This is a genomic window from Streptomyces sp. CB02366, from assembly GCF_001905905.1.
GTDB lineage: Bacteria > Actinomycetota > Actinomycetes > Streptomycetales > Streptomycetaceae > Streptomyces.
Genome location: NZ_LIVT01000009.1, coordinates 174,719 through 198,582 on the forward strand (window position 1 = coordinate 174,719; position 23,864 = coordinate 198,582).

General features: G+C 74.0%; 22 protein-coding genes. 6 read left to right on the plus strand and 16 right to left on the minus strand.

The genetic code is table 11. From position 1 onward, the window contains the following. Positions 1-37: 37 nt before the first annotated feature. From AMK24_RS24060 to AMK24_RS24075, 4 genes are all read right to left on the minus strand, one after another. Positions 38-1,675: a phytoene desaturase family protein gene (locus AMK24_RS24060; protein WP_242435235.1), complete on the minus strand. Its 1,638-nt coding sequence runs from the start codon at positions 1,673-1,675 to the stop codon at positions 38-40. A gap of 179 nt (positions 1,676-1,854) precedes the next feature. Continuing rightward, positions 1,855-3,654: a serine/threonine-protein kinase gene (locus AMK24_RS24065; protein ID WP_073771002.1), complete on the minus strand. Its 1,800-nt coding sequence runs from the start codon at positions 3,652-3,654 to the stop codon at positions 1,855-1,857. A gap of 268 nt (positions 3,655-3,922) precedes the next feature. After that, on the minus strand, positions 3,923-5,077 hold the full coding sequence (locus AMK24_RS24070; protein ID WP_073770933.1) for a methyltransferase: 1,155 nt from the start codon (positions 5,075-5,077) through the stop codon (positions 3,923-3,925). Positions 5,078-5,257: 180 nt separating this feature from the next. Next, positions 5,258-5,470 carry a hypothetical protein gene (locus AMK24_RS24075; protein WP_073770934.1) on the minus strand — a complete coding sequence of 71 codons (213 nt, stop codon included), beginning with the start codon at positions 5,468-5,470 and terminating at the stop codon, positions 5,258-5,260. A gap of 160 nt (positions 5,471-5,630) precedes the next feature. Between AMK24_RS24075 and AMK24_RS24080 the strand changes: the two genes are divergently transcribed. Together AMK24_RS24080 and AMK24_RS24085 are read left to right on the plus strand one after the other, a co-directional pair. Then, positions 5,631-6,182: a GH25 family lysozyme gene (locus AMK24_RS24080; protein WP_073771003.1), complete on the plus strand. Its 552-nt coding sequence runs from the start codon at positions 5,631-5,633 to the stop codon at positions 6,180-6,182. A gap of 238 nt (positions 6,183-6,420) precedes the next feature. Next, entirely contained in the window at positions 6,421-7,242 is an 822-nt protein-coding gene (locus AMK24_RS24085; RefSeq protein WP_073770935.1) for an endonuclease I family protein, read from the plus strand. Between the two features lie 5 nt (positions 7,243-7,247). Here the strand turns inward: AMK24_RS24085 and glsA are convergent, their stop codons facing one another. Beyond that, entirely contained in the window at positions 7,248-8,597 is a 1,350-nt protein-coding gene (gene glsA, locus AMK24_RS24090; RefSeq protein WP_073770936.1) for a glutaminase A, read from the minus strand. Positions 8,598-8,821: 224 nt separating this feature from the next. Between glsA and AMK24_RS24095 the strand changes: the two genes are divergently transcribed. Next, positions 8,822-9,937, plus strand: coding sequence for a baeRF3 domain-containing protein (locus AMK24_RS24095; protein WP_073770937.1), 1,116 nt, complete (start codon positions 8,822-8,824; stop codon positions 9,935-9,937). Positions 9,938-9,967: 30 nt separating this feature from the next. On the opposite strand, the gene AMK24_RS24100 is transcribed toward AMK24_RS24095, so the two are convergent. From AMK24_RS24100 to AMK24_RS24135, 8 genes are all read right to left on the minus strand, one after another. Further along, positions 9,968-10,927, minus strand: coding sequence for a D-2-hydroxyacid dehydrogenase family protein (locus AMK24_RS24100; protein ID WP_073770938.1), 960 nt, complete (start codon positions 10,925-10,927; stop codon positions 9,968-9,970). 87 nt (positions 10,928-11,014) lie between these two features. Further along, the gene (locus tag AMK24_RS24105; RefSeq protein WP_073770939.1) at positions 11,015-13,411 is read right to left on the minus strand and encodes a phosphoketolase family protein; all 2,397 of its coding nucleotides are present in this window, start codon (positions 13,409-13,411) and stop codon (positions 11,015-11,017) included. A gap of 48 nt (positions 13,412-13,459) precedes the next feature. Next, positions 13,460-14,872, minus strand: coding sequence for an NADP-dependent succinic semialdehyde dehydrogenase (locus AMK24_RS24110; RefSeq protein ID WP_073770940.1), 1,413 nt, complete (start codon positions 14,870-14,872; stop codon positions 13,460-13,462). 191 nt (positions 14,873-15,063) lie between these two features. Further along, positions 15,064-15,522, minus strand: coding sequence for an ATP-binding protein (locus tag AMK24_RS24115; RefSeq protein ID WP_073770941.1), 459 nt, complete (start codon positions 15,520-15,522; stop codon positions 15,064-15,066). 179 nt (positions 15,523-15,701) lie between these two features. Continuing rightward, entirely contained in the window at positions 15,702-17,801 is a 2,100-nt protein-coding gene (locus AMK24_RS24120) for a xanthine dehydrogenase family protein molybdopterin-binding subunit (protein ID WP_073770942.1), read from the minus strand. 88 nt (positions 17,802-17,889) lie between these two features. After that, entirely contained in the window at positions 17,890-18,891 is a 1,002-nt protein-coding gene (locus tag AMK24_RS24125) for an FAD binding domain-containing protein (RefSeq protein ID WP_073770943.1), read from the minus strand. Further along, positions 18,888-19,451 carry a 2Fe-2S iron-sulfur cluster-binding protein gene (locus AMK24_RS24130; protein ID WP_073770944.1) on the minus strand — a complete coding sequence of 188 codons (564 nt, stop codon included), beginning with the start codon at positions 19,449-19,451 and terminating at the stop codon, positions 18,888-18,890. The genes AMK24_RS24125 and AMK24_RS24130 overlap by 4 nt, the downstream gene beginning before the upstream one ends. Positions 19,452-19,526: 75 nt before the next feature. Next, positions 19,527-19,916 (minus strand): hypothetical protein, encoded by a 390-nt coding sequence (locus tag AMK24_RS24135; protein WP_073770945.1) that lies wholly within the window; start codon positions 19,914-19,916, stop codon positions 19,527-19,529. A gap of 229 nt (positions 19,917-20,145) precedes the next feature. Between AMK24_RS24135 and AMK24_RS24140 the strand changes: the two genes are divergently transcribed. Together AMK24_RS24140 and AMK24_RS24145 are read left to right on the plus strand one after the other, a co-directional pair. After that, a complete protein-coding gene (locus AMK24_RS24140) occupies positions 20,146-20,487 on the plus strand; it encodes a DUF6479 family protein (protein ID WP_073770946.1) in 342 nt (113 codons plus the stop codon). A gap of 244 nt (positions 20,488-20,731) precedes the next feature. Beyond that, complete coding sequence (locus AMK24_RS24145; protein WP_073770947.1) at positions 20,732-21,544, plus strand: VOC family protein; 813 nt, start codon at positions 20,732-20,734, stop codon at positions 21,542-21,544. A gap of 15 nt (positions 21,545-21,559) precedes the next feature. Here AMK24_RS24145 and AMK24_RS24150 read toward each other — a convergent pair whose 3' ends face one another. Then, positions 21,560-22,102: a DUF6328 family protein gene (locus AMK24_RS24150; protein WP_073770948.1), complete on the minus strand. Its 543-nt coding sequence runs from the start codon at positions 22,100-22,102 to the stop codon at positions 21,560-21,562. Positions 22,103-22,328: 226 nt separating this feature from the next. On the opposite strand from AMK24_RS24150, the gene AMK24_RS24155 reads away from it, so the two are divergent. Beyond that, positions 22,329-22,709, plus strand: a complete 381-nt coding sequence (locus AMK24_RS24155; protein WP_073770949.1) for a VOC family protein — start codon at positions 22,329-22,331, stop codon at positions 22,707-22,709. 77 nt (positions 22,710-22,786) lie between these two features. Here the strand turns inward: AMK24_RS24155 and AMK24_RS24160 are convergent, their stop codons facing one another. Both AMK24_RS24160 and AMK24_RS24165 read right to left on the minus strand, forming a co-directional pair. Beyond that, positions 22,787-23,284: a GNAT family N-acetyltransferase gene (locus AMK24_RS24160; protein WP_073770950.1), complete on the minus strand. Its 498-nt coding sequence runs from the start codon at positions 23,282-23,284 to the stop codon at positions 22,787-22,789. A 34-nt stretch (positions 23,285-23,318) separates the two neighbouring features. Next, a complete protein-coding gene (locus AMK24_RS24165) occupies positions 23,319-23,723 on the minus strand; it encodes a J-domain-containing protein (protein WP_073770951.1) in 405 nt (134 codons plus the stop codon). Between the last annotated feature and the right edge of the window lie 141 nt (positions 23,724-23,864).

A 23,864-nucleotide genomic window follows, 5' to 3' on the forward strand; every position in this document is an offset into this window, starting at 1 on the left:
AGGCGGCAGTGCGACGACCGGCCTCAGAGGGCGCTCCTCACTCTTCCAGGACCGCCATGGCGGCGTTGTGGCCGGGGATCCCGCTGACGCCGCCGCCCCGCACCGCGCCCGCCCCGCAGAGCAGCACGTTGGCGTGGGCGGTCTCCACGCCCCAGCGCCCGACGCCCTCCTCCGCGTACGGGAAGGCGAGGTCGCGGTGGAAGATGTGGCCGCCGGGCAGTCCCAGCTCCCCCTCCAGGTCGAGCGGGGTCTTCGCCTCGATGCAGGGCTCCCCCCGCTCGTCGAGGGCCAGGCAGTCGGCGATCGGCTCCTCCAGGTGCGCGTCCAGTTGGGCGAGGGTCGCCTTCAGCAGGGCGGCGCGGGCGGCGTCGTTGTCGGCGGCGAACAGCCGGGCGGGGGCGTGCAGGCCGAAGAGGGTGAGGGTCTGGTAGCCGCGTGCGGCGAGTTCGGGGCCGAGGATCGAGGGGTCGGTCAGTGAGTGGCAGTAGATCTCCGAGGGCGGTGCGGCGGGCAGCCGCCCGGCCGCCGCCTCCCGGTACGCCTCGGCCAACTGCCCGTACCCTTCCGCGATGTGGAAGGTCCCGGCGAACGCCTGCCGGGGGTCCACGGACCGGTCGCGGAGCCGGGGCAGCCGGGTCAGCAGCATGTTCGCCTTGAGCTGGGCGCCTTCGGCGGGCGCGGGCGGGGCGTCGCCGAGCAGGGCGGCGAGGGCCTGCGGCGAGGCGTTGACGAGCACGCGGCGGGCGGCGACGGCGTGTTCCCCGTCCGGGGTGCGGACGGTGATCTCGGCGGTCTTCCCGTCGGTCTCGATCCCCCTCGCCTCGTGGTGTACGCGGATCTCGGCGCCCGCCGCGCGGGCGGCGTCGGCCAGCGCCCCGGTGAGCGCGCCCATGCCGCCCACGGGGACGTCCCAGTCGCCGGTGCCGCCGCCGATGACGTGGTAGAGGAAGCACCGGTTCTGGAGCAGCGAGGTGTCGTGGGCGTCGGCGAAGGTGCCGATCAGGGCGTCGGTGAGGACGACCCCGCGCACCAGGTCGTCGGTGAAGTTCTCCTCGACGGTCACCCCGAGTGGCTCCTCGAACAGGGCCCGCCAGGCGTCGGCGTCGTCGATCCGCCCGCGTAGCGCCTCCCGGCGGGGCAGCGGCTCGGTGAGCGTCGGGAAGACCCGCTCGGCGACCTTCCGCGTCATGGCGTAGAACCGCTGCCACGCCTCGTACTCGCGCTCGCCGCCGGTCAGCGCGGCGAAGGACTCCCGCGTGGCGCCCCCGCCCGCGACGAGGAGTCCGGTGGGGCGCCCGCCGCGCACGGCGGGGGTGTAGGAGGAGACGGTCCGCTTGCGTACGGCGAAGTCGAGGCCGAGGTCCCGGACGATCTTGTCGGGCAGCAGGGAGACCAGGTACGAGTACCGGGAGAGCCGGGCGTCGACCCCGGCGAAGGGGCGGGTCGAGACCGCCGCGCCCCCGGGGGCGCCGAGCCGTTCGAGGACCAGGACGGACTGTCCGGCCCGGGCGAGGTAGGCGGCGGCGACCAGGCCGTTGTGGCCGCCGCCGACGATCACGGCGTCGTAGCGGTCCCGGGAGGGCGCGCCGGGTGCGGAACCCGCTCGGGCGACGGGCCGGCCGGCGGGGGTCCGGGGGGCGGAAGTCCGGGGTGCGGGGCTCTGGGATGCGCGCATGCGCCTTCGTAACACGCCGCCCGCGCTCCGGACCAGAGGCGGCGGCTCCACGGCGCTCGCCCATGTGCGTACCGGACGGGCGGGCCCCGCCCCTCGCCTCCGTCAGGACGGCGGGCCGCCCCGGGCCGGTCGTCGGACTGCCGTCGCCCCTCCGGAGGGCGGCGGATCGGCGACAGGCCCTACGCCTGGCCGAGCCGTTCCCGGCAGTGCGCCTCGTCCTGGCGGGCGGCGAGCGTCCGGGGGTGGTCGGGGCCCAGGGTGCGGGTGCGCGCCTCCGCCACCTGCCGGTACGTCACCAGGGCCTCGCTCCACCGGCCGAGCCAGCCGAGCCCGGCGGCGACCTCCCGGCGGCTGACCACCGTGTCCGGGTGGTCGGGGCCCAGGGTGCGCTCCCGCAGGGCGCAGACCTCGCGCGCCTCGGCCAGCGCCTCCTCCCAGCGCCCCAGTCTCCCGAGGCTGACTCCGAGGCCGTGCCGGGCGCGCAGGGTCTCGGGGGCGGCCTCGCCCGCGGTGCGGGTGCGGTCCTCGACCAGGGACCGGTACACCTCCAGGGCCTCCGCGTCCCGGCCGAGCCGGCCGAGGCCGATGCCCGCCTCGTAGCGGGCGGCGAAGGTGTCGGGGTGGTCGGCCCCGAGGACGGTCTCGCGGATGCGGGCGACGTCCTGGTAGGTCTCCAGCGCCTCCGCCCAGCGGCCGAGCCTGCCCAGGGTGTACGCGACTTCGTAGCGGGCGGCGAGGGTGTCGGGGTGGTCGGGGCCGAGGAGGCGGAGGCGCTGGGCGGCGACCTCGCGGTGCACCTGGGCGGCCTCCGCCCAACGGCCCAGGCGGCCCAGGTCGATGCCCGCGCTGTGCCGGCCCTCCAGCGTGGCGAGGAGGTCGGCGGCGGGCGGTCCGGCCGAGACGGAGACGAAGGAGCCGGTGTCCGGGGCGGCGGGAGCCGCCGCGGTCCACCGCCCCGTCAGCCCGGCGGCCGGGTCGGGACGCTCGGCGGGCGGGGGCGTCGAGCCGGTCGCCGGGCGGCCGGCGGTCATGGCGCGGGTCCAGGCGGGCAGGGCCTTCTCGCGCGGGACGGGCGGCAGTCCGGCGCCGGGGCGGGCGAGGGGCCCGGGCCCGAGGGCGGGCTGCCCCCCGGTCCGGCCGAGGACGATGCGGCGGCGCAGGTCGCCCGCGTCCGCGGGCCGTTCGTCGGGGGCCTTGGCGAGCAGGTCGAGGACGACGCGGTCGAAGAAGCCGGGCAGTTCGGCGCGGTGGGTGCGCGGGGGTTCCGGCGGGGTGTCGCGGTGGCCGACGAGTACGGCCCAGGCGTCCTCCTGGTCGAACGGCGGCGCCCCGGTGGCGATCTCGTACAGGACGCAGCCCAGCGAGTAGAGGTCGCTGCGGTGGTCGACCTCCTTGCCGCTGATCTGTTCGGGCGACATGTAGTGGGGGGTGCCCATGGCGAGACCGGTGGTGGTGAGCCGGGAGCTCATGCCGATGCCGTGGTCCGGGCGCGCTATGCCGAAGTCGCAGATCTTCACGGTGCCGTCGGTCAGCCGCATGATGTTGGCGGGCTTGAGGTCGCGGTGGACGATGCCCCGCCGGTGGGTGTAGCCGAGGGCGTCCGCGACCTGTTCCGCGATGTCGACGACGTGCTCGACGGGCAGCGGGTGCTGTTCGTTCTCCTCCAGGAGCTGGCTCAGGTTCCGCCCGTCGAGCAGTTCCATGACGAGGTAGGGCATGCCCTCGTCCTCGCCGAAGTCATGGACGACGGTGACGCCCCGGTGCTGGAGGGAGGCGGCGACCCGGGCCTCGCGCCGGAAGCGCTCCCGCAGTACCCGGGTGAACGCCCGGTCGTGCTGGGGGCCCACGGGTTTGAGGCATTTGACGGCGACCTGGCGGCCCAACGACTCGTCGAGGGCGCGCCACACCTCGCCCATGCCGCCACGCCCGATCAGCTCGATCAGCCGGTAGCGGCTCTGGATCAGCCTGGTCTCCGCCATCTCCCGCTTCCCGCCCCCGTCGTTCCCCGTGGCCCCCGCCACGGGCACCGCGCCCTCCCCGGCACGTCCAGTATGGCTGCCGACCGGCTCACGGCGTGCCGGCGGTGGACGAGCAGTGCGCACATACGGGCGACCGGGAGGGCGGGGTCGGCGGCGGCCGGGGGGCGTGCCCCGGGGCCCGGGTGCCCGGCGAGGTGGGCCCGTCCGGGGTCCCGCTTCGGCGCCGCCCGCGCGCGGCCCCGCCCGTCGGCGGGAGAGCCGGACGGACTCAGCGCTTGACGGCGCGCAGGACCACGAACTTCGGGTCGCCCGCGACCGTGGTGCAGTTCCCGAAGATCCGGCGCAGATGGGTGTGGTAGGAGAGGTGCCGGTTGCCCACGACCCACAGCTCGCCGCCCTGGCGCAGCGCGGTCCGCGCGCCGGTGAACATCGTGCGGGCGGTCGCGTCGGTGGTGGCGAGGTGCGAGTGGAAGGGCGGGTTGTTCAGTACCAGGTCCACGCTGCCCGGCGCCAGGTCGGCGAGCCCGTCGCCGACCAGGAAGTCCGCCTTCGCGCCGTCGGGCGCTCCGGCCCGGAAGGTCTCCTCGGCGGAGGCGACCGCCCCGTAGGACTCGTCGACGAACGTGATGTGCGCGTCGGGGGCGGCGATGGCGGCGGAGAGCCCGAGGACGCCGTTGCCGCAGCCGAGGTCGACGATCCGGGCGGCCCCGCCGCGGGTGGGCAGGTGCTTCAGGAAGAAGCGGGTGCCGAGGTCGAGGCGGTCGGCGCAGAAGATCCCGGCGTGGTTGACGACGGTCCGCCCGGAGGCGGGGCCCACGTCGGCGGGGAGTTCGTAGCGGTAGGGGTACGGGCTCGGCGTACGCGGCAGCCGGGGGTCGGGGGTGGAGAAGACGAGCCGCGCCTTGCGCACCGCGAGGGAGGTGCGGGTGGGGCCGATGATCCGCTCGAAGAGCTTGAGCGTGGAGGTGTGGATCTCCTTGACCATGCCGGTGCCGATGACCACGGTGTCCGCGTGGACGGCGGGGGCGATGCGGTGGAGCTGGTCCTCCAGGAACGCCAGGGACTTGGGCACCCGGACGAGGAGGACGTCGATCCGGTCGGGCGGGGTGTCGCGCGAGGACAGCAGGCGTACCGCGTCCTGGTCGAGGCCGTTGCGGGCCAGGTTGGCGAGGGTGGCGCGCCGGCCCAGGTAGGAGTCGCCGATCTGCACGGGCCGGTGTGCGGCCAGGGCGGTGGCGAGCGCTCCCCACCGGTCCCCCAGGACGGCGACGGTCCCCGAGAGGTCGACCGGGCCCGTATCGGGGTCGGTGAGCTGTCGGAGCAGGTATTCGTCGGCGGCGTCCCACGCCCGGAAGGGGTCGCGCGGGTGCTCGGGGAAGCGGGCGAGGTCGAACGTGCCCTGCGGAGTCGTCAAACGGTTCATATGGCACTCAGGCTAGCCGAGGCGGCCGGAGGCGCCCCACACGCTCCCCGGCCCCTCGGCCGCCGTCACCCCGGCGTACGGTTCCGCGCACCCGCCCGCCGGGCGGCTCAGGGCCTGTCGTCGCCTTGCCGTCGCCCGGCAGTCGGCGGTTCGCCGACAGGCCCGAGGGCCCGCGGGCCGTCAGGGCAGTCGCTTGTCGATGGCCGAGCGGCCTTCGTCGGCCAGTTTGCGGCGGGCCCATTCCAGGTTCTCCGGTGTCAGGTCCCGCCCGGAGGCCAGTACCAGGTCCTCCGGGCTGGGCCGGTCGCTCGCGCCCGTGTGCAGGAGCCGGTCGGGCGTGACGCCGTCCGGTCCGGCCAGGGCCTCGGATACGGTTTCGGGCTCTTCGCTCATGCCGCCTCCTCGTCCTTGCGGCAATTCTCGCTCCCCCGGGGCCCGGCCGCATCCGAGGAGGGCGCGCCCGTTACCCGGGAGAGTGAACCGGCCCATGGGAGGCGCGGGAAGTGGGCAGAACCGGGAAGCCACAGCCCCCACCTTCGCCGAGGCGGTGCCCATGATCCACGGTGTCGACGTCAGCGCCTACCAGCCCTCCTACGACACGGACGGGATCGATTTCGTCCTCATCAAGTCCACCGAAGGCCGTACCTACGTCAATCCGCGCCTGGACGCGCAGGTCAAGCGGGCCCGGGACGCCGAGTGCGTCGTCGGCTTCTACCACTTCCTCTGGCCGGGGAACGTGTCGGAGCAGGTCGAGTACTTCCTGGACAAGACCCCGGAGAAGGCGGGCGACCTGCTCGCGGTCGACTGGGAGCAGACCGGCGGCGGGACGCGAGCGAGCAACGCGGAGAAGGACCGTTTCATCAAGGCGGTGAAGAAGGAGCGCCCCGGCCACCGGGTCCTGCTGTACTGCAACCGCGCCTTCTGGCTCCGCCACGACACCACCGGCTACGCGGGCGACGGGCTGTGGATCGCCGACTACGTCTCCGCGGGCAAGCCCCGGATCGAGGCGGACTGGCGCGTCCACCAGTACACCGACGACCCGCTCGACAGGAACGTGGCCGACTTCGGCTCCGTCCGGGCGCTGCGCGAGTGGGCCGCCGGGTAGCCGTCGCCCGGGCCCCGACCGTCCCGTAGCCGCTCCGAGGGGCGCGGGACGGTCCGCTTTCCCGGGCCCCTCCCCCTCCAGACTTGACCTGCACATGATAGGTACACCGTGTTCACACGTGCGGCACCGCGCCTGTGGAAGGCTCCGGCTGACCACCTACCGCAACGGCCGCCGCGCGTCCGCCTCCGCGCCCGAGGGGCTTCGCCGCGGTGTCCGCGTTTCGGAGAGGACACCCCACATGTCCCGTCGCCTCTCGTTCTACGCGCGTCCACTCATGGCCGCGGCAGCCGCCGTCACCGTGCTGTCGGGCACCGCCGCCGCAGCCCCCGCGGACACCCCGCCCGACCGCCCCGCCACCCTCGCGGCAGCCCTCGACGACACGTACTACCAGGGCGCCGCCGGCAAGTCCGGCGCCGAACTCAAGACCGCCCTGCACACGATCATCAGCGCCCAGACCAAACTCTCCTACAGCCAGGTGTGGGACGCCCTCAAGGCCACCGACGAGGACCCCGCCAACCCCTCCAACGTCATCCTGCTGTACACCGGACGCTCCCAGTCCAAGAACGACAACGGCGGCAACCCGGGCCAGTGGAACCGGGAGCACGTCTGGGCCAAGTCGCACGGCGACTTCGGCACGGCCACGGGCCCGGGCACCGACGTGCACCACCTGCGGCCCACCGACGTCCAGGTCAACTCCACCCGCGGCAACAAGGACTTCGACAAAGGTGGGAGCGAACTGGGCGACGCGCCCGGCAACTTCACCGACGGCGACTCCTTCGAGCCGCGCGACGAGGTCAAGGGCGACGTCGCCCGCATGGTCCTCTACATGGCGGTCCGGTACGAGGGGAACGACTCCTTCGCCGATCTCGAACCCAACGACCGGGTGAACAACGGGTCCGCCCCGAAGATGGGCAGGCTCTCCGTCCTGAAGCAGTGGAGCCGGGAGGACCCGCCGGACACCTTCGAGAAGCGCCGCAACGACGTCATATTCGAGCGCTTCCAGCACAACCGGAACCCGTTCGTGGACCACCCCGAGTGGGTCGGCGCCATCTGGGGGTGACGGGTTCAGCCCTCCCCGGCCAGGGTCCGCGCGCAGGCTTCCACGGCGTCCTCACGGGTGGCGTGGTGCGGCAGGTCCTGGCCGGTCCGCTCCCGCACCGCGCCGATCGGACCGAGCAGGTCCTTCGGGTCGACGACTGCCGCGTACCGCCCGTCGGCGGTGAGCCGGGCGAGCCCGGTGTGCAGCATCGCCAGCGCCACGGAGTCGACGGAGGTGACGTCGCGCAGGTCGAGCACGACCGGGCCGCCGTCCGGCCCCGACTCGTCCAGGGCGTACAGCACGCGCTCGGCGGCCGTGAAGTCGATGGCCCCTTGGGCGACCACGACGCCGACCTGCTCGCGCAAGCCCCGCTCCCGCTCCCCGGAGGGGGCCGAGGGCAGGTCGTCGGCGGTCGTGACGAGGGTGACGGTGGAGCCCGGCAGCGCGGGGTTGAGCATGAGGTGGAGGCCGTACCGCCGTGACATCGCCTCCAGTGCGGCGTGGCCGCGCACCGAACCGCCGGTGGCGTCCAGCCGCGGGCTGTACGCCGCCACCCCGAAGCGGGCCGGGCCCACCGCGATGAGCCCGCCGGAGACCCCGCTCTTGGCGGGCAGCCCCACCCGCAGGAGCCAGTCGCCGGAACCGTCGTACATGCCGCAGGTCGCCATGACGGCGAGGACCCGCGCGGCGACCTCGGCCGAGACCACCCGCTCACGGGTCACGGGGTTCACCCCGCCGTAGGCGAGGGTCGCGGCCATCGTGGCGAGGTCGAGGGCGGTGACGCGGATGGCGCACTGCCGGAAGTAGCGGTCGACCGCCGGGACCGGATCGACGGGCAGGGTACCGGTGGAGCGGATCAGGTAGGCCAGCGCCCGGTTGCGGTCTCCGGTCGCCGATTCGGAGGCGAACACCTCCTCGTCCACGTCCAGTTCGCGTCCGGCGAAACGGCCCAGGCAGCGCAGGATCCGGTCGAAGGCGGGTTCGCCGGGAGTGTCCGGGACCAGGGCCGTGGTGACGATCGCGCCGGCGTTGACCATGGCGTTGGCGGGACGCCCCGTACCGGGTTCGAGGCTGATGGCGTTGAACGCCTCACCGCTCGGCTCGGCGCCCACCCAGCGGCCGACCTCGTCGAGGCCGAGAGCGGAGAGCGCCAGGGCGTAGACGAACGGTTTGGACACGGACTGGATGGTGAAGGGCGCCTCCGCCTCGCCCGCACTGTAGCGGTGCCCGTCCATGCTGACCAGGGCCAGCCCGAAGGCGTCCGGATCGGCGAGGGCGAGCTGGGGGATGTAGTCGGCCGGCTTCCCCTCCCGCAAGGCGGCGAACCGGTCGCGCAGCCCGGCGAGCGAGTCGGTGACCGCGTCGACGGCGCTCATCGGACGGCCCCCCGCCGGGGCCGGGCGCGGGGGACCGCCTCGACGCCCCCGGCGCCCACCGCGGCTTCGGCCGCCTTTCTCACCAGGAACGCGGGCACCGTGCCTCCTCTCGCATCACCGAGCGACAACTCGCCCATATTAGGACTAAAAGCTATGTATTGAGGGACAGAGCAATCTCTCCACCCGCTCCGCACGGAAGCGGGTTCGAGTCCCGGGAGGGAACGATGGACACGGACGCCCTGACCGCCGACCTGTTGCGGGAGCTGCGGGCGACCCGCCCCTACCCGGTGCTGTCCCTGACCATGCCGACGCACCGCACGGCCCCGGACAACGCCCAGGACCCGGTCCGCCTGCGGAACCTGGTGGCCGAGGCCGGAGCCCGTCTCGAGGAGGACCCGCAGGTCAGCCCGGAGGTCGCGGCCGCTCTCCGCGACCGGCTGGAGCGGGCGGCGGCCGAGGTGGACCCGCGTGGAGCGCTGGATTCCCTGGTGCTCCTGGTCACCACCGACGCGTACTGGATCTGGCAGTTGCCGCGCACGGCACCCGAACGGGTGGTGCTCAGCGACACCTTCCTCACCCGCAACCTCGTCGCGGCCAAGGCCCAGGCCCGGCCGTTCCGGGCGCTGACCGTCGCCGCCGACCACGCCACCCTCTGGACCGGGACGGTCGACGGCGTCCACCGCGAGGAGGGGGCGGGCTTTCCGCTGACCGCGCCGCAGGAGCAGCCGGACCCCCAGCGCGAGGAACGGATCGGGGACACTCCGAGCCTCTTCACCGACGAGGAGACCCGGAACTTCTTCCGGGACGTGGACGCGAAGCTGCGCACGGTCCTCGCCGACGATCCGCGTCCCCTGTATCTGATGGGCCAGGCGCCCGCCCTCTCGCTGCTCGACGAGGTCGGTACGGCTTCCGCGTCCGCCGTGGGCCGGGTGGCCAAGGGCGCGCCGCCCGACATCTCGGCCGCCGAGGTCCTCACCGAGCTGGAGCCCGCCCTCGCCGAGGGCGCTCGACGGGCGGCGGCCGACGTGGAGGCCCGGCTCGACGACGCTCGCAGCGCCCGCGCCTTCGCCGCGGGACTCGACGAGGTCTGGGCCGCGGTCCGGGAGGGCCGGGCGGGAACGGTCGCGGTGGAGGAGCACTTCCGGACGACCGTGCGGGTGACCGACGAGCACCTGGAGCCGGTGTCCGAGGAGGCCGCGCGGACGGCGCAGGACGCGGTCCGCGAGGACATCGTCGACGAACTGGTCGAGACGGCGCTGGACGGCGGCGCCGACGTCGTCTTCGTCGAGGACGACTCGCTGGCGGCCCACGGGCGGATCGCGGCGGCCCTGCGCTACTGACCGCGCGCCGAGGCCCTGCCGGTCCCCGCGTCAGCCCAGGCGGCGGACCGGCTGCCCGTCGAGGAACGCCCTGATGTCCTCCACGGCCTGCCCGTAGTACGTCGTGTAGTTGGCGCGCGACACGTAGCCGAGGTGCGGGGTGGCCAGCAGGCCGGGCGCGGTACGCACCGGGTCGTCGGCGGGGAGCGGCTCGGTGTCGAACACGTCGGTCGCGGCTCCGGCGATCACTCCGTCGCGCAGGGCGGCGAGGAGGGCGTCCGTGTCGACGATGGCCGCCCTGGAGGTGTTGACCAGGTAGGCGGTCGGGCGCATCCGGGCGAGTTCGGGCGCGCCGATCAGGCCCCGGGTCCGTTCGCCGAGCGCCAGGTGGACGGAGACGAAGTCGCTCGCGGCCAGCAGCTCGTCCCGCGAGGAGGCGAGTGTCGCCCCCACCTCGTCGGCCCGCTCCCGCGTCAGGTTCCGGCTCCAGGCCAGCACCTCCATGCCGAAGGCCAGGCCCACCCGCGCCACCCGGCCGCCGATCTTCCCGAGCCCCAGCAGGCCGAGCGTGCGCCCGTGCAGATCGGCCCCGAGCGTGGACTGCCAGGGCCCGCCCGTGCGCAGGGCCTCGGCCTCGGGGACGATGCCGCGGGCGAGGCCGAGCAGCAGCGCCCAGGTGAGTTCGACGGGCGGGGTGGAGGAGCTGGCGGTGCCGCAGACGACGACGCCGTGCCGCCGCGCGGCGTCGAAGTCGATGACGGAGTTGCGCATGCCGGAGGCGACGAGCAGCCGCAGCCGGGGCAGCCGGGCGAACAGTTCGGCCGGGAACGGCACTCGTTCGCGGAGGGTCACCACGATGTCGAAGCCGGCGAGGGCGGCGGCCGCCTCGTCCGTCGTGGCGAGGTGCTCGGCGAAGGTGACGACCTCGACGTCGTCGGTCACGGGCGACCAGTCGACGACGGTGGCGGCCACGGACTGGAAGTCCTCGATGACGGCGCAGCGCAGTTTCACGGCAGCCTCTCTCCGGCCGGGCAGGGTCGCCCTCCATGATCGCGCATCGCCCCCCGCGGCCCGTGGGGGGCCCGGCGAACACCGGCGTCAGCCGCCCCACTTCCACTCCGCGACCTCGGGCAGGTCCGTGCCGTGCTCGCGGATCCACGCGTGGTGGCGGGTGCGGGTGTCCGCCATCTCCTGGCGCAGGGCGACGGCGCGGACGCCGAGGCCGGGCACCCGGTCGATGACGTCCATGACCAGCCGGTAGCGGTCGAGGTCGTTGCGGACGACCATGTCGAACGGGGTGGTCGTGGCGCCTTCCTCCCGGTAGCCGCGTACATGGAGGTGGGCGTGGCCGGCGCGGCGGTAGGCGAGCCGGTGGATCAGCCACGGGTAGCCGTGGTAGGCGAAGACGACCGGCCGGTCGCGGGTGAACAGGGCGTCGTACTCGGAGTCCGGCATGCCGTGCGGGTGCTCCGTGTCGGGCATCATGCGGGCGATGTCGACGACGTTGACCACGCGGACGGCCAGCTCCGGCAGCCGGCGGCGCAGCAGGTCGGCGGCGGCCAGGATCTCCTGGGTGGGGACGTCCCCGGCGCAGGCGAGGACCACGTCCGGCTCCCGGCTTCCGTCCTCGGTGCCGGCCCACGCCCAGGCGCCGGCGCCGCGTGCGCAATGGGCGCGGGCCTCGTCCAGGGTGAGCCAGTCGAAGGTGGGCTGCTTCCCTGCGACGATCACGTTGACGTAGTCCCGGCTGCGCAGCGCGTGGTCGGCCGCCGAGAGCAGGGTGTTGGCGTCCGGCGGGAGGTAGACGCGGACGACCTCGGGGCTCTTGTTGAGGATGTGGTCGACGAAGCCGGGGTCCTGGTGCGAGAAACCGTTGTGGTCCTGGCGCCAGACGTGCGAGGTCAGCAGGTAGTTGAGCGAGGCGACGGGCCGCCGCCAGGGCAGTCGGCGCGAGGTGCGCAGCCATTTGATGTGCTGGTTGACCATCGAGTCGACGATGTGGGCGAACGCCTCGTAACTGGAGAAGAGTCCGTGCCGCCCCGTGAGGAGGTAGCCCTCCAGCCAGCCCTGGCAGAGGTGTTCGGAGAGCACCTCCATCACCCGGCCGTCGTGGGCGAGGTGTTCGTCGGTCGGCAGCGTGCCGGCCTGCCATGCCTTGCCGGTGGCCCGGTACAGGGCGTCGAGCCGGTTGGACGCGGTCTCGTCGGGGCCCACCACCCGGAAGTCCCTGCGCCCCTCGGTGGCGGCCATGACGCTCTCCAGGAGGCCGCCGAGCACCTTGGTCGGCTCGTGGAGGGCGGCGCCGGGGGCGTCGACGCGGACGGCGTGGTCCGCGAGGTCGGGCAGCGGAAGGTCGCGCAGGAGCAGCCCGCCGTTGGCGTACGGGGTGGAGCCGAGGCGGGCCTCCCCCTCCGGTACGCAGGCGAGGACCCGCTCCGTGGGGCGCCCGTCGGCGCCGAACAGCTCTTCGGGCCGGTAGGAGCGCAGCCAGGCTTCCAGCTGCCGCAGGTGGTCCGGGTCGTCGCGGACGCCGGAGAGCGGGACCTGGTGGGAGCGCCAGGTGTTCTCGACCGGGAGCCCGTCGACCTCCTTCGGCCCGGACCAGCCCTTGGGGGTGCGCAGGACGATCATGGGCCAGCGGGGCCGTTCGACGGCGCCGTCCTCACGGGCCGCCCGCTGGTACGCCCCGATGCGGTCCAGGGCGGTGTCCATGGCGGCGGCCAGGGCGCGGTGGACGGCGGCCGGGTCGTCTCCGGTGACGAACAGCGGGTCGTGCCCGTAGCCGCGCAGCAGTCGGTCCAGCTCGTCCTCGGGGATGCGGGCCAGGACCGTCGGGTTGGCGATCTTGTAGCCGTTGAGGTGGAGGATGGGCAGGACGGCGCCGTCGTGGACGGGGTCGAGGAACTTGTTCGCGTGCCAGGAGGCGGCGAGCGGCCCGGTCTCCGCCTCGCCGTCGCCGACCACGCAGGCCACCACCAGCTCGGGGTGGTCGAAGGCGGCCCCGTAGGCGTGGGCGAGGGCGTAGCCGAGTTCGCCGCCCTCGTGGATGGAGCCGGGGGTCTCGGGGGCGACGTGGCTGGGCACGCCGCCGGGGAAGGAGAACTGCTTGAACAGCCGTTTCATGCCCTCGGCGTCCCGGCCGACGTCCGGGTAGGTGTCGGTGTAGCTGCCCTCCAGCCAGGAGTTGGCGAGGACGGCCGGTCCTCCGTGGCCCGGTCCCCATACGCACAGGGCGCTCAGGTCACGGGCTTTGATCACCCGGTTGAGGTGGGTGTGGACGAGGTTGAGCCCCGGTGAGGTGCCCCAGTGGCCGAGCAGCCGCGGCTTGATGTCGCCGGGGACGAGCGGCCGGGTCAGCAGGGGGTTGTCCATCAGGTAGATCTGGCCGACGGCGAGGTAGTTGGCCGCGCGCCAGTGCGCGTCGAGCGCGGCGAGTTCGTCGTCGGCGAGAGGGGCGGGCGCGAAGGGGGCGGGGGGCGTCGGGGTGTCGCTCACGGAGCTGGTCTCCTCGTCGGCTGACGGGCACGGGCGGCGGGACGGGCGTCAGGACGCCTCGGGCCCGTACCAGAGCGTGGTGACGTTGCAGAACTCGCGGATGCCGTGCCCTGCCAGCTCCCGGCCGTACCCGGAACGCTTGATCCCGCCGAAGGGCAGGGCGGGGTGGGAGGCGGTCATGCCGTTGAAGAAGACCCCGCCGGCCTCCAGGTCGCGGGCGCAGCGCTCCTGTTCGCCCGCGTCGCGGGTCCAGACGTTGGAGCTGAGGCCGAAGGGGGTGTCGTTGGCGAGGTGGATCGCCTCGTCGAGGTCGGCGACCCGGTAGAGGGTGGCGACCGGGCCGAAGGTCTCCTCGCGGTGGACGCGCATGGCGGTGGTGATGCCGGCGAGCACGGTGGGCTCGTAGAACCAGCCGTTCTCCAGACCGCCGCCGAGCTTGTCGGGCCGGCGCCCGCCGCACAGCACCCGCGCGCCCCGTTCGACGGCGTCCTCGACGAGCTCCTCCAGGTCGGTGCGGCCCTGTTCGGTGGAGAGCGGCCCGACGTCGGTGCCCTCCTCCAGCGGGTCGCCGACGGTCAGGGCCCGCATCCCCTCGGTGAACCGTTCGGCGAACGCGTCGTACACGTCGGCGTGGACGATGAAGCGCTTGGCGGCGATGCAGGACTGCCCGTTGTTCTGGACGCGTGCGGTGACGGCGGTGGCGGCGGCCTTCGCCACGTCGGCCGAGGGCAGCACGACGTACGGGTCGCTGCCGCCGAGTTCCAGCACGGTCTTCTTCACCTCGTCGCCCGCGGTGGCGGCGACGGAGCGGCCCGCGGGCTCGCTGCCGGTGAGCGTGGCGGCGGCGACGCGGGGGTCGCGCAGGAGGGCCTCGACGGCGCCCGAGCCGATCAGCAGCGTACGGAAGCAGCCGGCGGGGAAGCCCGCCCGGTGGAAGAGGTCCTCCAGGTACAGCGCGGTCTGCGGCACGTTCGACGCGTGCTTGAGCAGTCCGACGTTGCCCGCCATCAGGGCGGGGGCGGCGAAGCGCACCACCTGCCAGAGCGGGAAGTTCCACGGCATCACGGCGAGGACGACGCCGAGCGGCCGGTAGCGGACCAGGGCGCGGGAGGCGCCCGAGTCGTGCACGTCGTCCGGGTCCGGGTGCTCGTCGGCGAGCAGCCCCTCGGCCCGGGCGGCGTACCACCGCATCGCCTTGGCGCACTTGGCCGCCTCGGCGCGGGCCGCGGCGACGGGCTTGCCCATCTCCAGGGTCATCGTGCGGGCGATGGTGTCGCGGTCCTCGTCGAGGAGGTCGGCGGCCCGGTTCAGCCACGCCGCGCGCTGCTCGAAGGGGGTGGTGCGGTACTGGCGGAAGGTCTCCGCGGCGGCGGCGATCCTGCGTTCGGTCTCCTCGTCCCCGAGGGCGTCGAAAGACCTGATCAGTTCGCCGTTCGCGGGGTTGACCGTCGCGATGGGCATGGCAGTGGCCTCCTTGCGTGGGTACTCCGACCGTGCCGCCCCGCGCGGCTGCGCGCAACGCGGCCCGTTCCTCCCCCGCGCGTACCCGGCCGACGCGGATCATGCGTGCGGAGGGGCGCCCCGCCTGTCCGGCGGGGCGCCCCGGGCGCACGTTCCGCGTCGGCCGGTGCGCGGGCCGCCCGCCGGGCCGGTTATCCGAGCGCCGCGAGGGGGAGGCGGCGGGCGGTGCGGACGCCGGGGAGCGGGGCGTACGGGAGGAGTCCCGCCGTCCGGGGCGCCTGGGCGTAGCGGGTGAACCAGACCACCTTGCCGCCCGCCGTCCGGCAGGTGCCCCAGCTGTCGCTCAGGGCCATCACCCGGCTCAGCCCGCCGCCGGCCGGCAGCAGCCGGGGCATCCGGGCGCTGCCGTCCGCCACGGACACGGTCACGCGCCGTCCGGTCCAGCGGAGTTCGACGACGCAGGTGTCGCCGTCGCCGACGTGCCGGTGGACGTTGGTCAGGAGTTCGTCCAGGGCCCGGCAGACCGGCCGGACGTGCAGGTCGAGACTCCAGTGGCGCAGGTGGGCGGCGACGATCCGCCGCACCTGGGAAACACGCTCTGCCGACACCTGCAGTTCGACCGAGTAGAGCCGGTCGGGTGGAACGGTCATCGTCGAGGCTCCTCACCACGAGGCCCACGTGCTCCCCGTCGTACGTCACCCCGTCGTACGAACGACCCCCGAACGCGCAGCGTGAGCACTGGTCACTTCTGGGTCACTCCTCAGGGTGGGGCCGGTACGCCGAACGCGCAACAGCGGGGCCGTCCGGCCTGGTGGGAGGGGTCCTCCGGTCACAGCAGGTAGGGCAGTAGGGTGTCGGGGGTGAGGGGCAGCTCCCGCAGCCGGGCGCCGGTGGCGTGGCGGACCGCGTTCCCGATGGCGGCGGCGGTGCCGACGATCCCGATCTCCCCGATGCCCTTGCTGCCCATCGGGTTGAGGTGGCGGTCGTCCTCCTCGATCCAGTGCGCCTGGATGTCGGCCGTGTCGGCGCAGACGGGCACGTGGTAGGCGGCGAGGTCCTTGGCGGTGAAGTCCCCGAAGACCGGGTCGATGCCGCAGCCCTCGGTGAGGGCCATGCCGATGCCCATGACCATGCCGCCGGTGAACTGCGAGCGTGCGGTGCGGGCGTTGAGGATGCGTCCGGCGGCGTACACGCCGAGGAGGCGGCGTACGCGTACCTCGCCGGTGACGGCGTCGACGGCCGTCTCGGCGAAGTGGGCGCCGAAGGCGTGCCGGGCGTACGGGGACTCCTCTCCGGCCTCCTCCTCGGTGTCGGCGGTGACGGTGATCCCCTCGGGCGGCAGGGGGCCGGTGTGCTCCGCGAGGCGGGCGGCGAGGTCGGCGGCGGCCTTGTGGACGGCCCAGCCCCAGGAGGCGGTGCCGGAGGAGCCGCCGGCCAGGGGTGCGGCGGGCAGGTCGGTGGAGCCGATGTCGACGCGGACGGCGCCGGGGGCGACGCCGAGCGCGTCGGCGGCGATCTGGGCCAGCACGGTGCGCGCCCCGGTGCCGATGTCGGTGGCGTTGACCCGGACGCGCAGGGAGCCGTCCGGCGCGGCGTGGGCGCTCGCGGAGGACGGGGAGACGAGGACGGGGTAGGTCGCGGAGGCCACGCCCGTGCCGAGGAGCCAGCGGCCTTCCCGGCGGGCGGCGGGGCGCGGGTCGCGGTCGTGCCAGCCGAACCGTGACGCGCCCTCGCGCAGACAGGCGGCCAGCCCCCGGCTGCTGAAAGGGCGGCCGCTGTCCGGCTCGGTCTCCGGGTCGTTGCGCAGCCGCAGCTCCACGGGGTCCAGGCCGAGCGCGGAGGCGAGTTCGTCCATGGCGGATTCGAGGGCGTACATTCCCGACGCCTCCCCCGGAGCGCGCATCCAGGAAGGGCTGGGGACGTCGAGGGCGACCACCCGGTGTCCGGTGCGGCTGTTCGGGGAGGCGTACATGACGCGGGCGGGCACGGCGGCCTGTTCGACGAACTCCTTGACGGTGGAGGTCTGGGTGACGACCTCGTGGCTGACGGCGGTGAGCGTCCCGTCCGGGTCGGCGCCGAGCCGGACCCGCTGGATGGTGGGGGCCCGGTACCCGACGACCTCCGCGAGCTGGGGGCGGGGGAAGCCGAGCTTGACGGGGCGGCCGGTGTGCCGGGCGGCCATCGCGGCCAGGACCCCCTGGGGGCGGGTGGTGCCCTTGGAGCCGAAGCCGCCGCCGACGTGCTCGGAGACCACGGTGATCCGGTCCGGGTCGAGGCCGAACGCCTGCGCCAGGCTCTCGCGGACCTTGGTGGCTCCCTGGCTGGAGTCGTGGACGGTGAGGCGGCCGTCCTCCCACACGGCGGTGGCGGCGTGCGGCTCCATCGGGTGGTTGTGCAACGGGCTCATCCGGTACGTGGCGTCCACCTGGACGCGCGAGGCCGCCAGGGCCCGTTCCACGTCGCCGCGCACCCGCAGGGCGGGTTCGCCGCCGTTGGCCTCGTCGGGTGTGTAGAGGCCGGGGTGGTCCTCGGTGAGGACGACGTCGTGCGGGTCGCGCTCGTACTCGATGTGCAGGGCCCCGGCCCCGGTCCGGGCCGCTTCGAGGCTGTCGGCGAGCACGAGGGCGACCGGCCACCCGTGGTGCGGGACCCGGTCGTTCTGGAGCACGGCGAGGATCGGGTCGTCGGGCTCCTGGAGTGCGGGCGCGTTGTCGTGGGTGAGGACGGAGTGGACGCCCGGTACGGCGAGGGCGTCCACGGCCCGAACGGCGGTGACGCGTCCGGCCGCGACGGTGGCCGGGACGGTCCAGCCGTACAGGCATCCGGCGGGCGTGCGGTCGAGCGCGTAGCGGGCGGCGCCGGTGACCTTGTCCCGGGCCTCTCTGCGGACGACGGGCGCACCGGGGAACTGCGGGGCTTGCGTGGTCATGGCGGGGGATCCTCGGGGTGGTCGGGGGCCGGCGCGTTCAGCCGGCGGGCGCGTTCGACCGGCGGGGGCGTCCGGCCGGTCGGGGCGTTCAGCCGGTGGGCGCGGACTGCCGCTCGGTGAGTTCGCCCAGTACGTCGAGGGCGAGGCGGAGGGCCAGGTCCACCTTGAAGGCGTTGTCGCTCAGCGGTCGCGCCTCGGCCAGTTCCGCGATCACGGCGTGCCGGAAGGCTTCGGGGGTGGCGGGGGCGCCGCGCAGCTCGGCCTCGGCCCTGCGGGCCCGCCACGGCCGGGGGGCGACGCCGCCGAACGCCAGCGTGGCGTGCTCCACGCGTCCTGCCCCCACCCGGAGGGTGGCGGCGACGGAGACGAGCGCGAAGGCGTAACTGGCCCGGTCGCGGGCCTTGCGGTAGCGGGACGGGGCTCCGGGCACGGGGGGCGGGAGCACCACCTCGGTGATCAGTTCGCCGGGCCGGATCACGGTGTCCTGGTCCGGGTTCTCCCCCGGCAGGCGGTGGAACTCGGCGACGGGGAAGGTCCGTTCGCCCTCGGGCCCGACGAGGACCACGGTCGCGTCCAGGGCGGCGAGGGCCACGGCCATGTCGGACGGGTGGGTCGCCACGCACTCCGGTGAGTACCCGAGGATCGCGAGGTCCCGGTTGGTCCCTTCGTACGCGGGGCAGCCGGAGCCGGGGATCCGCTTGTTGCAGGGTTTGGAGACGTCCTGGAAATAGCGGCAGCGGGTGCGCTGGAGCAGGTTTCCGGCGGTGGTGGCGGAGTTGCGGAGCTGTCCGGAGGCCCCGGCGAGCAGCGCCTGGGAGAGGGCGGGATAACGCTCGGTCACCTCGGGGTGGGCGGCGAGGTCGCTGTTGCGGACGGTGGCGCCGACGCGCAGGCCGCCCTCGGCCGTCCGGGCCACTCGGTCCAGCGGCAGGGCGGCGACGTCGATGAGGACCCGGGGCGTCTCCACGCCGAGTTTCATCAGGTCCACCAGGTTGGTCCCGCCGCCCAGGAAGCGGGCGCCCGGACCGGCGGCGCAGAGCCGGACCGCCTCGTCGGTGGAGGCGGGGCGCACATAGCCGAACGGTTTCACGCGATCACGTCCTCGATGGCTTCGACGATCCGGGGGTAGGCCCCGCATCGGCAGAGGTTGCCGCTCATCCGTTCCCGGATCTCATCCGCGTCCAGCGCGACCGGCCCGTTCGCGGCGGTGTCCGGTGCGGTGGCGTGCGATGGCACGCCGTCGGCGGCCTCGCGGAGCATGCCCACGGCCGAGCAGATCTGGCCCGGGGTGCAGAAGCCGCACTGGAGGGCGTCCCGCTCGACGAAGGCGCGCTGCAGGGGGTGCAGCTCCTCGCCGTCGGCGAGCCCTTCCACGGTGGTGACGGCGGAGCCGTTCCGGGCGACGGTGAGCTGGAGGCAGCTGTTGACCCGCCGCCCGTCGACGAGGACCGTGCAGGCCCCGCACTGGCCGTGGTCGCAGCCCTTCTTGGCGCCGGTCAGGCCGAAGTCCTCACGCAGGGTGTCCAGGAGCGTGCTGCGGTGGTCGACGGTCAGCGTCGTCTCCTCGCCGTTGACGCGCAACGTCACGGTGGAGTGTGCGTCGACGACCGGTTCGGGTTCGAGGTCCGCTCCGAGAGCGAGGGAGTCCATACGCGCGCCTTTCGCTTCGCCGCGGGGCGGGCCCGCCCCGCGGCCGTGGTACCGGTCGTGTCCTCGTGCGAGCCGTCAGCGGTTCTCCAGCCGCAGCCGGACCTCCTGTTCCTGGTCGCCGGCGGCCGTGCCGACGACGCTCACCGCGAAGGCGCCGTCCAGGTGGGTACGCAGCCGGTCGACGGCCCGGTAGCCGCCCTGGGCCTCCACCGTGACCGGTGCGGTGAGGCGGGCGGGGACGGCGTCGGACCTGGGCTCGGACACGTCGACGGTGGTGACCCAGACGTCCGGGCGGGGGCCCGAGGACGGCTCGGGGGTCTCGCCCATCGGGTGGTCGGAGGCGAACGCCGCGGTGAGCACGTCGAACACGGTCCGCGCGTCCTGCGCCTCGCAGCGGCTCAGCGATACCACCACCTCCCGGTCCGCCGGGTGGTTCTCGCCGCTCTGCTCGGGGGTGCTGTTCACCGTGGTTCCTTCCGCTGGGTTGCCGGCCTTCGGGACCGCGCCGGGCCGATCCCGCGTCCGGCCGGCTGCGACACGGGAAGTGCCCGAAAGAGGTCTGGAGCTTCAGGGGAGCGGGCAGGAGGGCTGTTCCGGGCCCCGGCCCTGAAACTCGTTTCCCCTGAGATACCCATAAAACATGAATTGCTGTGAATAGCTGACTGATGCCCTTCTCCCGGGGTATGCGCAAGACATGGATGTTCTGAATGGAGTCAATGCGGCCGAGCTTCCCGTGGCGGCCACGCTCGCGGACGGCACAGGAGCTCTCGGGCTCGCGCTGCCCCTCGTGGGGCTGGCCGTCGTCGCCCTGCTGATCGGCGGTTTCATCCTCACCAAGCGCAAGCACGACGCGGAACCGCCGCCGCCCCAGCCCCACGAGCAGCCGGAGAAGCCGGAGCAGCGCACGCACATCGAGCAGCGCGACCCGCACTCCTCCGACCAGTTCCCCGCGGACGGCCACGCGCTGTCCCCGTACGAGCTGAAGGACCACGGCAACGGTCCGCTGCCGCCCGACGAGGAGCAGCCGCGCGGCTGACGGGTCCGGCCGAGCCGGCTCGGCCGGTCGGGGCGCCCCCTCATGGTTCCGGCCCTCATGGCTGTGGCCGCCCCGTCCGGGGCGGCCACAGCCATGAGGGCCGGCGGCCTCGGCGGGTCTCTCCCCTCCGCGCTCCGGCCCGCGCGCGGGTTCCGCGTTTGCGGGACCGGGCCCGCCGGTCGACGCTGGTTGCTGGACCGCAGCGGTCGCGCAGGACGCCGCTGCTCGAAGAAGGCAGTGGACCATGACCGGAAGCGACCCCCGTACGGCCTCCTCGGCGGCACCGCTGACCGGGCCGGCCGCACCGTGCTGGGTCACCCTGATGACCCGGGACCTGGAGAGCGCCCAGCTGTTCTACGGGCAGGTGCTGGGCTGGTCGTTCCGTCCGGGACGGCTCGGGGAGGAGTTCTCGGTCGCCCTCCGCGACGAGGTCCCGGTCGCCGGGGTCTTCGCCGTCTCCTCGGCCTACCAGGTCGCGGTGGCCTGGACGCCGTACTTCGCGGTGGAGGACGCCAACGTGGCCGCCTCCCGGGTGCGCGAGCGCAGCGGGACCGTGGCGGTGGGGCCGCTCACGCTCGGCAAGGGGCGCGGGGTGCTGGCGTCGGACCGCGACGGGGCGTCCTTCGGCCTCTGGCAGCGCACCGCGCCCTCCGCGTCGGCGCCGGCCCCGGACGGCCACGCGCACGCCTGGCTGCGACTGCGCACCCGTGACGCCTTCGACGCGGCGATCTTCTACGGCGAGGTCCTCGACTGGGCGAGCGGGCGGCCGGGAGCCTGCGACGTGGCGTACGAGGTCGACGAGGTCATCGTGCGGTGCCAGGGGCATCCGCTGGCCCGGATCAGCTCGGGGGCCGTGGAGGCCGCGGTCGATCCCCTGGTGCGCCCGCACTGGCAGGTCCAGTTCCCGGTGGCGGACCTGGCGGCGACGGTCGCCGCGGCCGAGCGGCACGGGGGCGCCGTCGTCGAGGACCGCGCCGGCTTCGCGGGCCCCGAGGTCACCCTGCGGGATCCGGACGGCGCGCTGTTCGCCGTCACCGAGGTGCTCAGCCCGGCCTGAGCGGCGGACGGCCGTTCAGGCGTCCCCACGCCCGCGGGCGGACGGGGCGGCGCCGTCGTCCGCGGCGTTCTCGCGCGGGCCGGACCGCCCCTTGGCGATGGCCCAGAGCGGGAAGAGGAACCAGCAGGCCAGGAACCACAGGGCCATCGCGCCGACCAGCCAGAGGGCCAGCTGGTTGTGCAGGGCGACGCGCAGGATCAGCAGCAGCGTCGAGCACATCGTGCAGAAGAGCAGTCCCAGGCCGAGGACGGTCATCCGGGAGGCCCAGATCACGGTCTGCGGCTTCATCCGGCGGCCGGTGAGGAGCCGGTGGTACGAGACGGGGCCGATGAGCGCGGCGGCGGTGGCCGAGCCCAGCATCACCGTCACCACGTAGATGTCCCGGTCGACGGGGCCCAGGTCCTCGAACCGGGACTGGAAGACCACCGCGAGCAGGAAGCCGAAGAGGATCTGCACCCCGGTCTGCGCGACGCGCAGCTCCTGGAGGAGTTCGGACCACTGCCGGTCCGCCCGCTCCTCCTGGGTCTCGTCCCGGCCTCTGCCCCTGGTCTCCGACATCGACGCTCTCCTCGTCTCGAAACGACCGGGCGCATTGATACACCCGTTCGACCGGAACTACAGGTGCCCCGGAGGGAGGGGTCCAATCCCGCCGGGTGGGGCGGCCGTTCACCCCCTCGCCCCGGCCGTCCCGCGCGGTTATGATCACCGCACGGCATCGCGCGTCGGTCACCGTCCGGGTGAGGCGTGGAGGTAGCCCGTGAGATGCCCTTGGAGGCATTCCACCGTGTCAGTCGAGTTGAACCACACGATCGTCCATTGCCGGGACAACCGCGAGTCCGCCGCGTTCTTCGCGGATCTGCTGGATCTGACGGTCGGAGAGGCGTGGGGTCCGTTCATCCCGGTCGTCCTCGCCAACCACGTCACCCTGGATTTCGCGACGGTCCCCGCTGATTCGATCGTTCCGCAGCACTACGCCTTCCTCATCTCCGAAGCGGAGTTCGACGCCGCGTTCGCGAGGATCAAGGCGCGGGGAATCGAGTTCTACGCCGATCCGCAGCGGAAGCTGCCCGGCGAGATCAACCGCAACGACGGCGGCCGGGGCGTGTATTTCCCCGACCCCGGCGGCCACTGGCTGGAGCTGATCACCCGCCCGTACGGCGGCTGACCGCCGCCGGGAGCCCCCCGTACGGAACGGGCCCGGCCGCACATCGCGGCCGGGCCCTCGCCGTGCGGGGTGCGGGCTCAGCCGACGCGGAGCAGGAGTTCGGGCCGGTCCCACAGCACCGCGGGCGGATCGGCCGGGACCGTGCCGACGGGTTCGGCGCCGACGCTCAGGTAGAAGCCCTCGGCGGGCGGGTGGGAGACGATCCGGACGCCCGTGAGCCCCTGGCCGCGGGCCTCCTGGCACAGATGGGCGGCGAGCAGACGGCCGATGCCGCGCCCCTGGGCCGCGTCGGCGACGAACATCAGGTCCAGCTCGGGCGGGTCGAGAACCAGCGCGTAGAAGCCGAGGACCCGGCCCGTCCCGTCGTCCTCGGCGACGAAGACCCGGTGCGTCTCGACGTAGTCCGGCCCGACCCGGTAGCCCTCGACCATCGGCGCGTACGGTCCCTCGTAGGCGCGTGAGGCGCGGACCAGCCGGGTCAGCCGTCCGGCGTCGGCCGCCGCGGCCCGGCGTACCGTCACCGCGGGGCACCGTGGAGCGCGCCCGCCTCGCCGCCCCGGCCTTCTCGATCCCATACGGCGAGTATGGGGCACCGGGAGGCGGGCGGGTTCAGGCCGGCCGTCGTTCCTCGCGCCAGCGGCGTACGGCCGCCTCCACGTCGAAGGGGGCCACCCGGAGCGGCGGGCCCTGGGGAGGCATCCGCAGCGCCCGCTCGATCTTCTCGTTGACCTCGGTCAGGATGCGCCGCACCTCCGCCTCGCTGCGGGCGGCGGAGACGGCGCCGGGGACGTCCTCCACCTCCTTGCGCAGGGCCAGCGCGGGCGGCAGCGTCGACACGCCCTCCCGCCGCATCTTCTGCTTGATCCACCAGGCTTCGTCGTACGGGCGCTCCAGGCCGTCGATCGGCTTGCCGAACCCCGGCAGCCGGGAGAAGTCGCCGCGCTGCTCCGCCTCGTTGATCTGCCGCTCGACCCAGGACTCGAAACCCACCCCGGGCGGCTTCCGCTCCGTCATGGCACATCCCTCCGACCCACCGCCGGCCCCGTCGGTTCCACCCTACCCAGCGCGTCCACGGGGCCGGGTCGGAGCGGGGCCGCCTCGAACAGCGATCCGGGGGTACACGAACTCCTGCACGCAGCCCGGCGGCCGTCGCCG

Excerpts from the sequence above, each read along its gene's own strand:
- AMK24_RS24060 (WP_242435235.1), bottom strand. The coding sequence starts at position 1,675 with ATGCGCGCATCCCAGAGCCCCGCACCCCGGACTTCCGCCCCCCGGACC.
- AMK24_RS24065 (WP_073771002.1), bottom strand. The coding sequence starts at position 3,654 with ATGGCGGAGACCAGGCTGATCCAGAGCCGCTACCGGCTGATCGAGCTG.
- AMK24_RS24070 (WP_073770933.1), bottom strand. The coding sequence starts at position 5,077 with ATGAACCGTTTGACGACTCCGCAGGGCACGTTCGACCTCGCCCGCTTC.
- AMK24_RS24075 (WP_073770934.1), bottom strand. The coding sequence starts at position 5,470 with ATGAGCGAAGAGCCCGAAACCGTATCCGAGGCCCTGGCCGGACCGGAC.
- AMK24_RS24080 (WP_073771003.1), top strand. The coding sequence starts at position 5,631 with ATGATCCACGGTGTCGACGTCAGCGCCTACCAGCCCTCCTACGACACG.
- AMK24_RS24085 (WP_073770935.1), top strand. The coding sequence starts at position 6,421 with ATGTCCCGTCGCCTCTCGTTCTACGCGCGTCCACTCATGGCCGCGGCA.
- glsA (WP_073770936.1), bottom strand. The coding sequence starts at position 8,597 with ATGAGCGCCGTCGACGCGGTCACCGACTCGCTCGCCGGGCTGCGCGAC.
- AMK24_RS24095 (WP_073770937.1), top strand. The coding sequence starts at position 8,822 with ATGGACACGGACGCCCTGACCGCCGACCTGTTGCGGGAGCTGCGGGCG.
- AMK24_RS24110 (WP_073770940.1), bottom strand. The coding sequence starts at position 14,872 with ATGCCCATCGCGACGGTCAACCCCGCGAACGGCGAACTGATCAGGTCT.
- AMK24_RS24115 (WP_073770941.1), bottom strand. The coding sequence starts at position 15,522 with ATGACCGTTCCACCCGACCGGCTCTACTCGGTCGAACTGCAGGTGTCG.
- AMK24_RS24120 (WP_073770942.1), bottom strand. The coding sequence starts at position 17,801 with ATGACCACGCAAGCCCCGCAGTTCCCCGGTGCGCCCGTCGTCCGCAGA.
- AMK24_RS24130 (WP_073770944.1), bottom strand. The coding sequence starts at position 19,451 with ATGGACTCCCTCGCTCTCGGAGCGGACCTCGAACCCGAACCGGTCGTC.
- AMK24_RS24140 (WP_073770946.1), top strand. The coding sequence starts at position 20,146 with ATGGATGTTCTGAATGGAGTCAATGCGGCCGAGCTTCCCGTGGCGGCC.
- AMK24_RS24145 (WP_073770947.1), top strand. The coding sequence starts at position 20,732 with ATGACCGGAAGCGACCCCCGTACGGCCTCCTCGGCGGCACCGCTGACC.
- AMK24_RS24150 (WP_073770948.1), bottom strand. The coding sequence starts at position 22,102 with ATGTCGGAGACCAGGGGCAGAGGCCGGGACGAGACCCAGGAGGAGCGG.
- AMK24_RS24160 (WP_073770950.1), bottom strand. The coding sequence starts at position 23,284 with ATGGGATCGAGAAGGCCGGGGCGGCGAGGCGGGCGCGCTCCACGGTGC.
- AMK24_RS24165 (WP_073770951.1), bottom strand. The coding sequence starts at position 23,723 with ATGACGGAGCGGAAGCCGCCCGGGGTGGGTTTCGAGTCCTGGGTCGAG.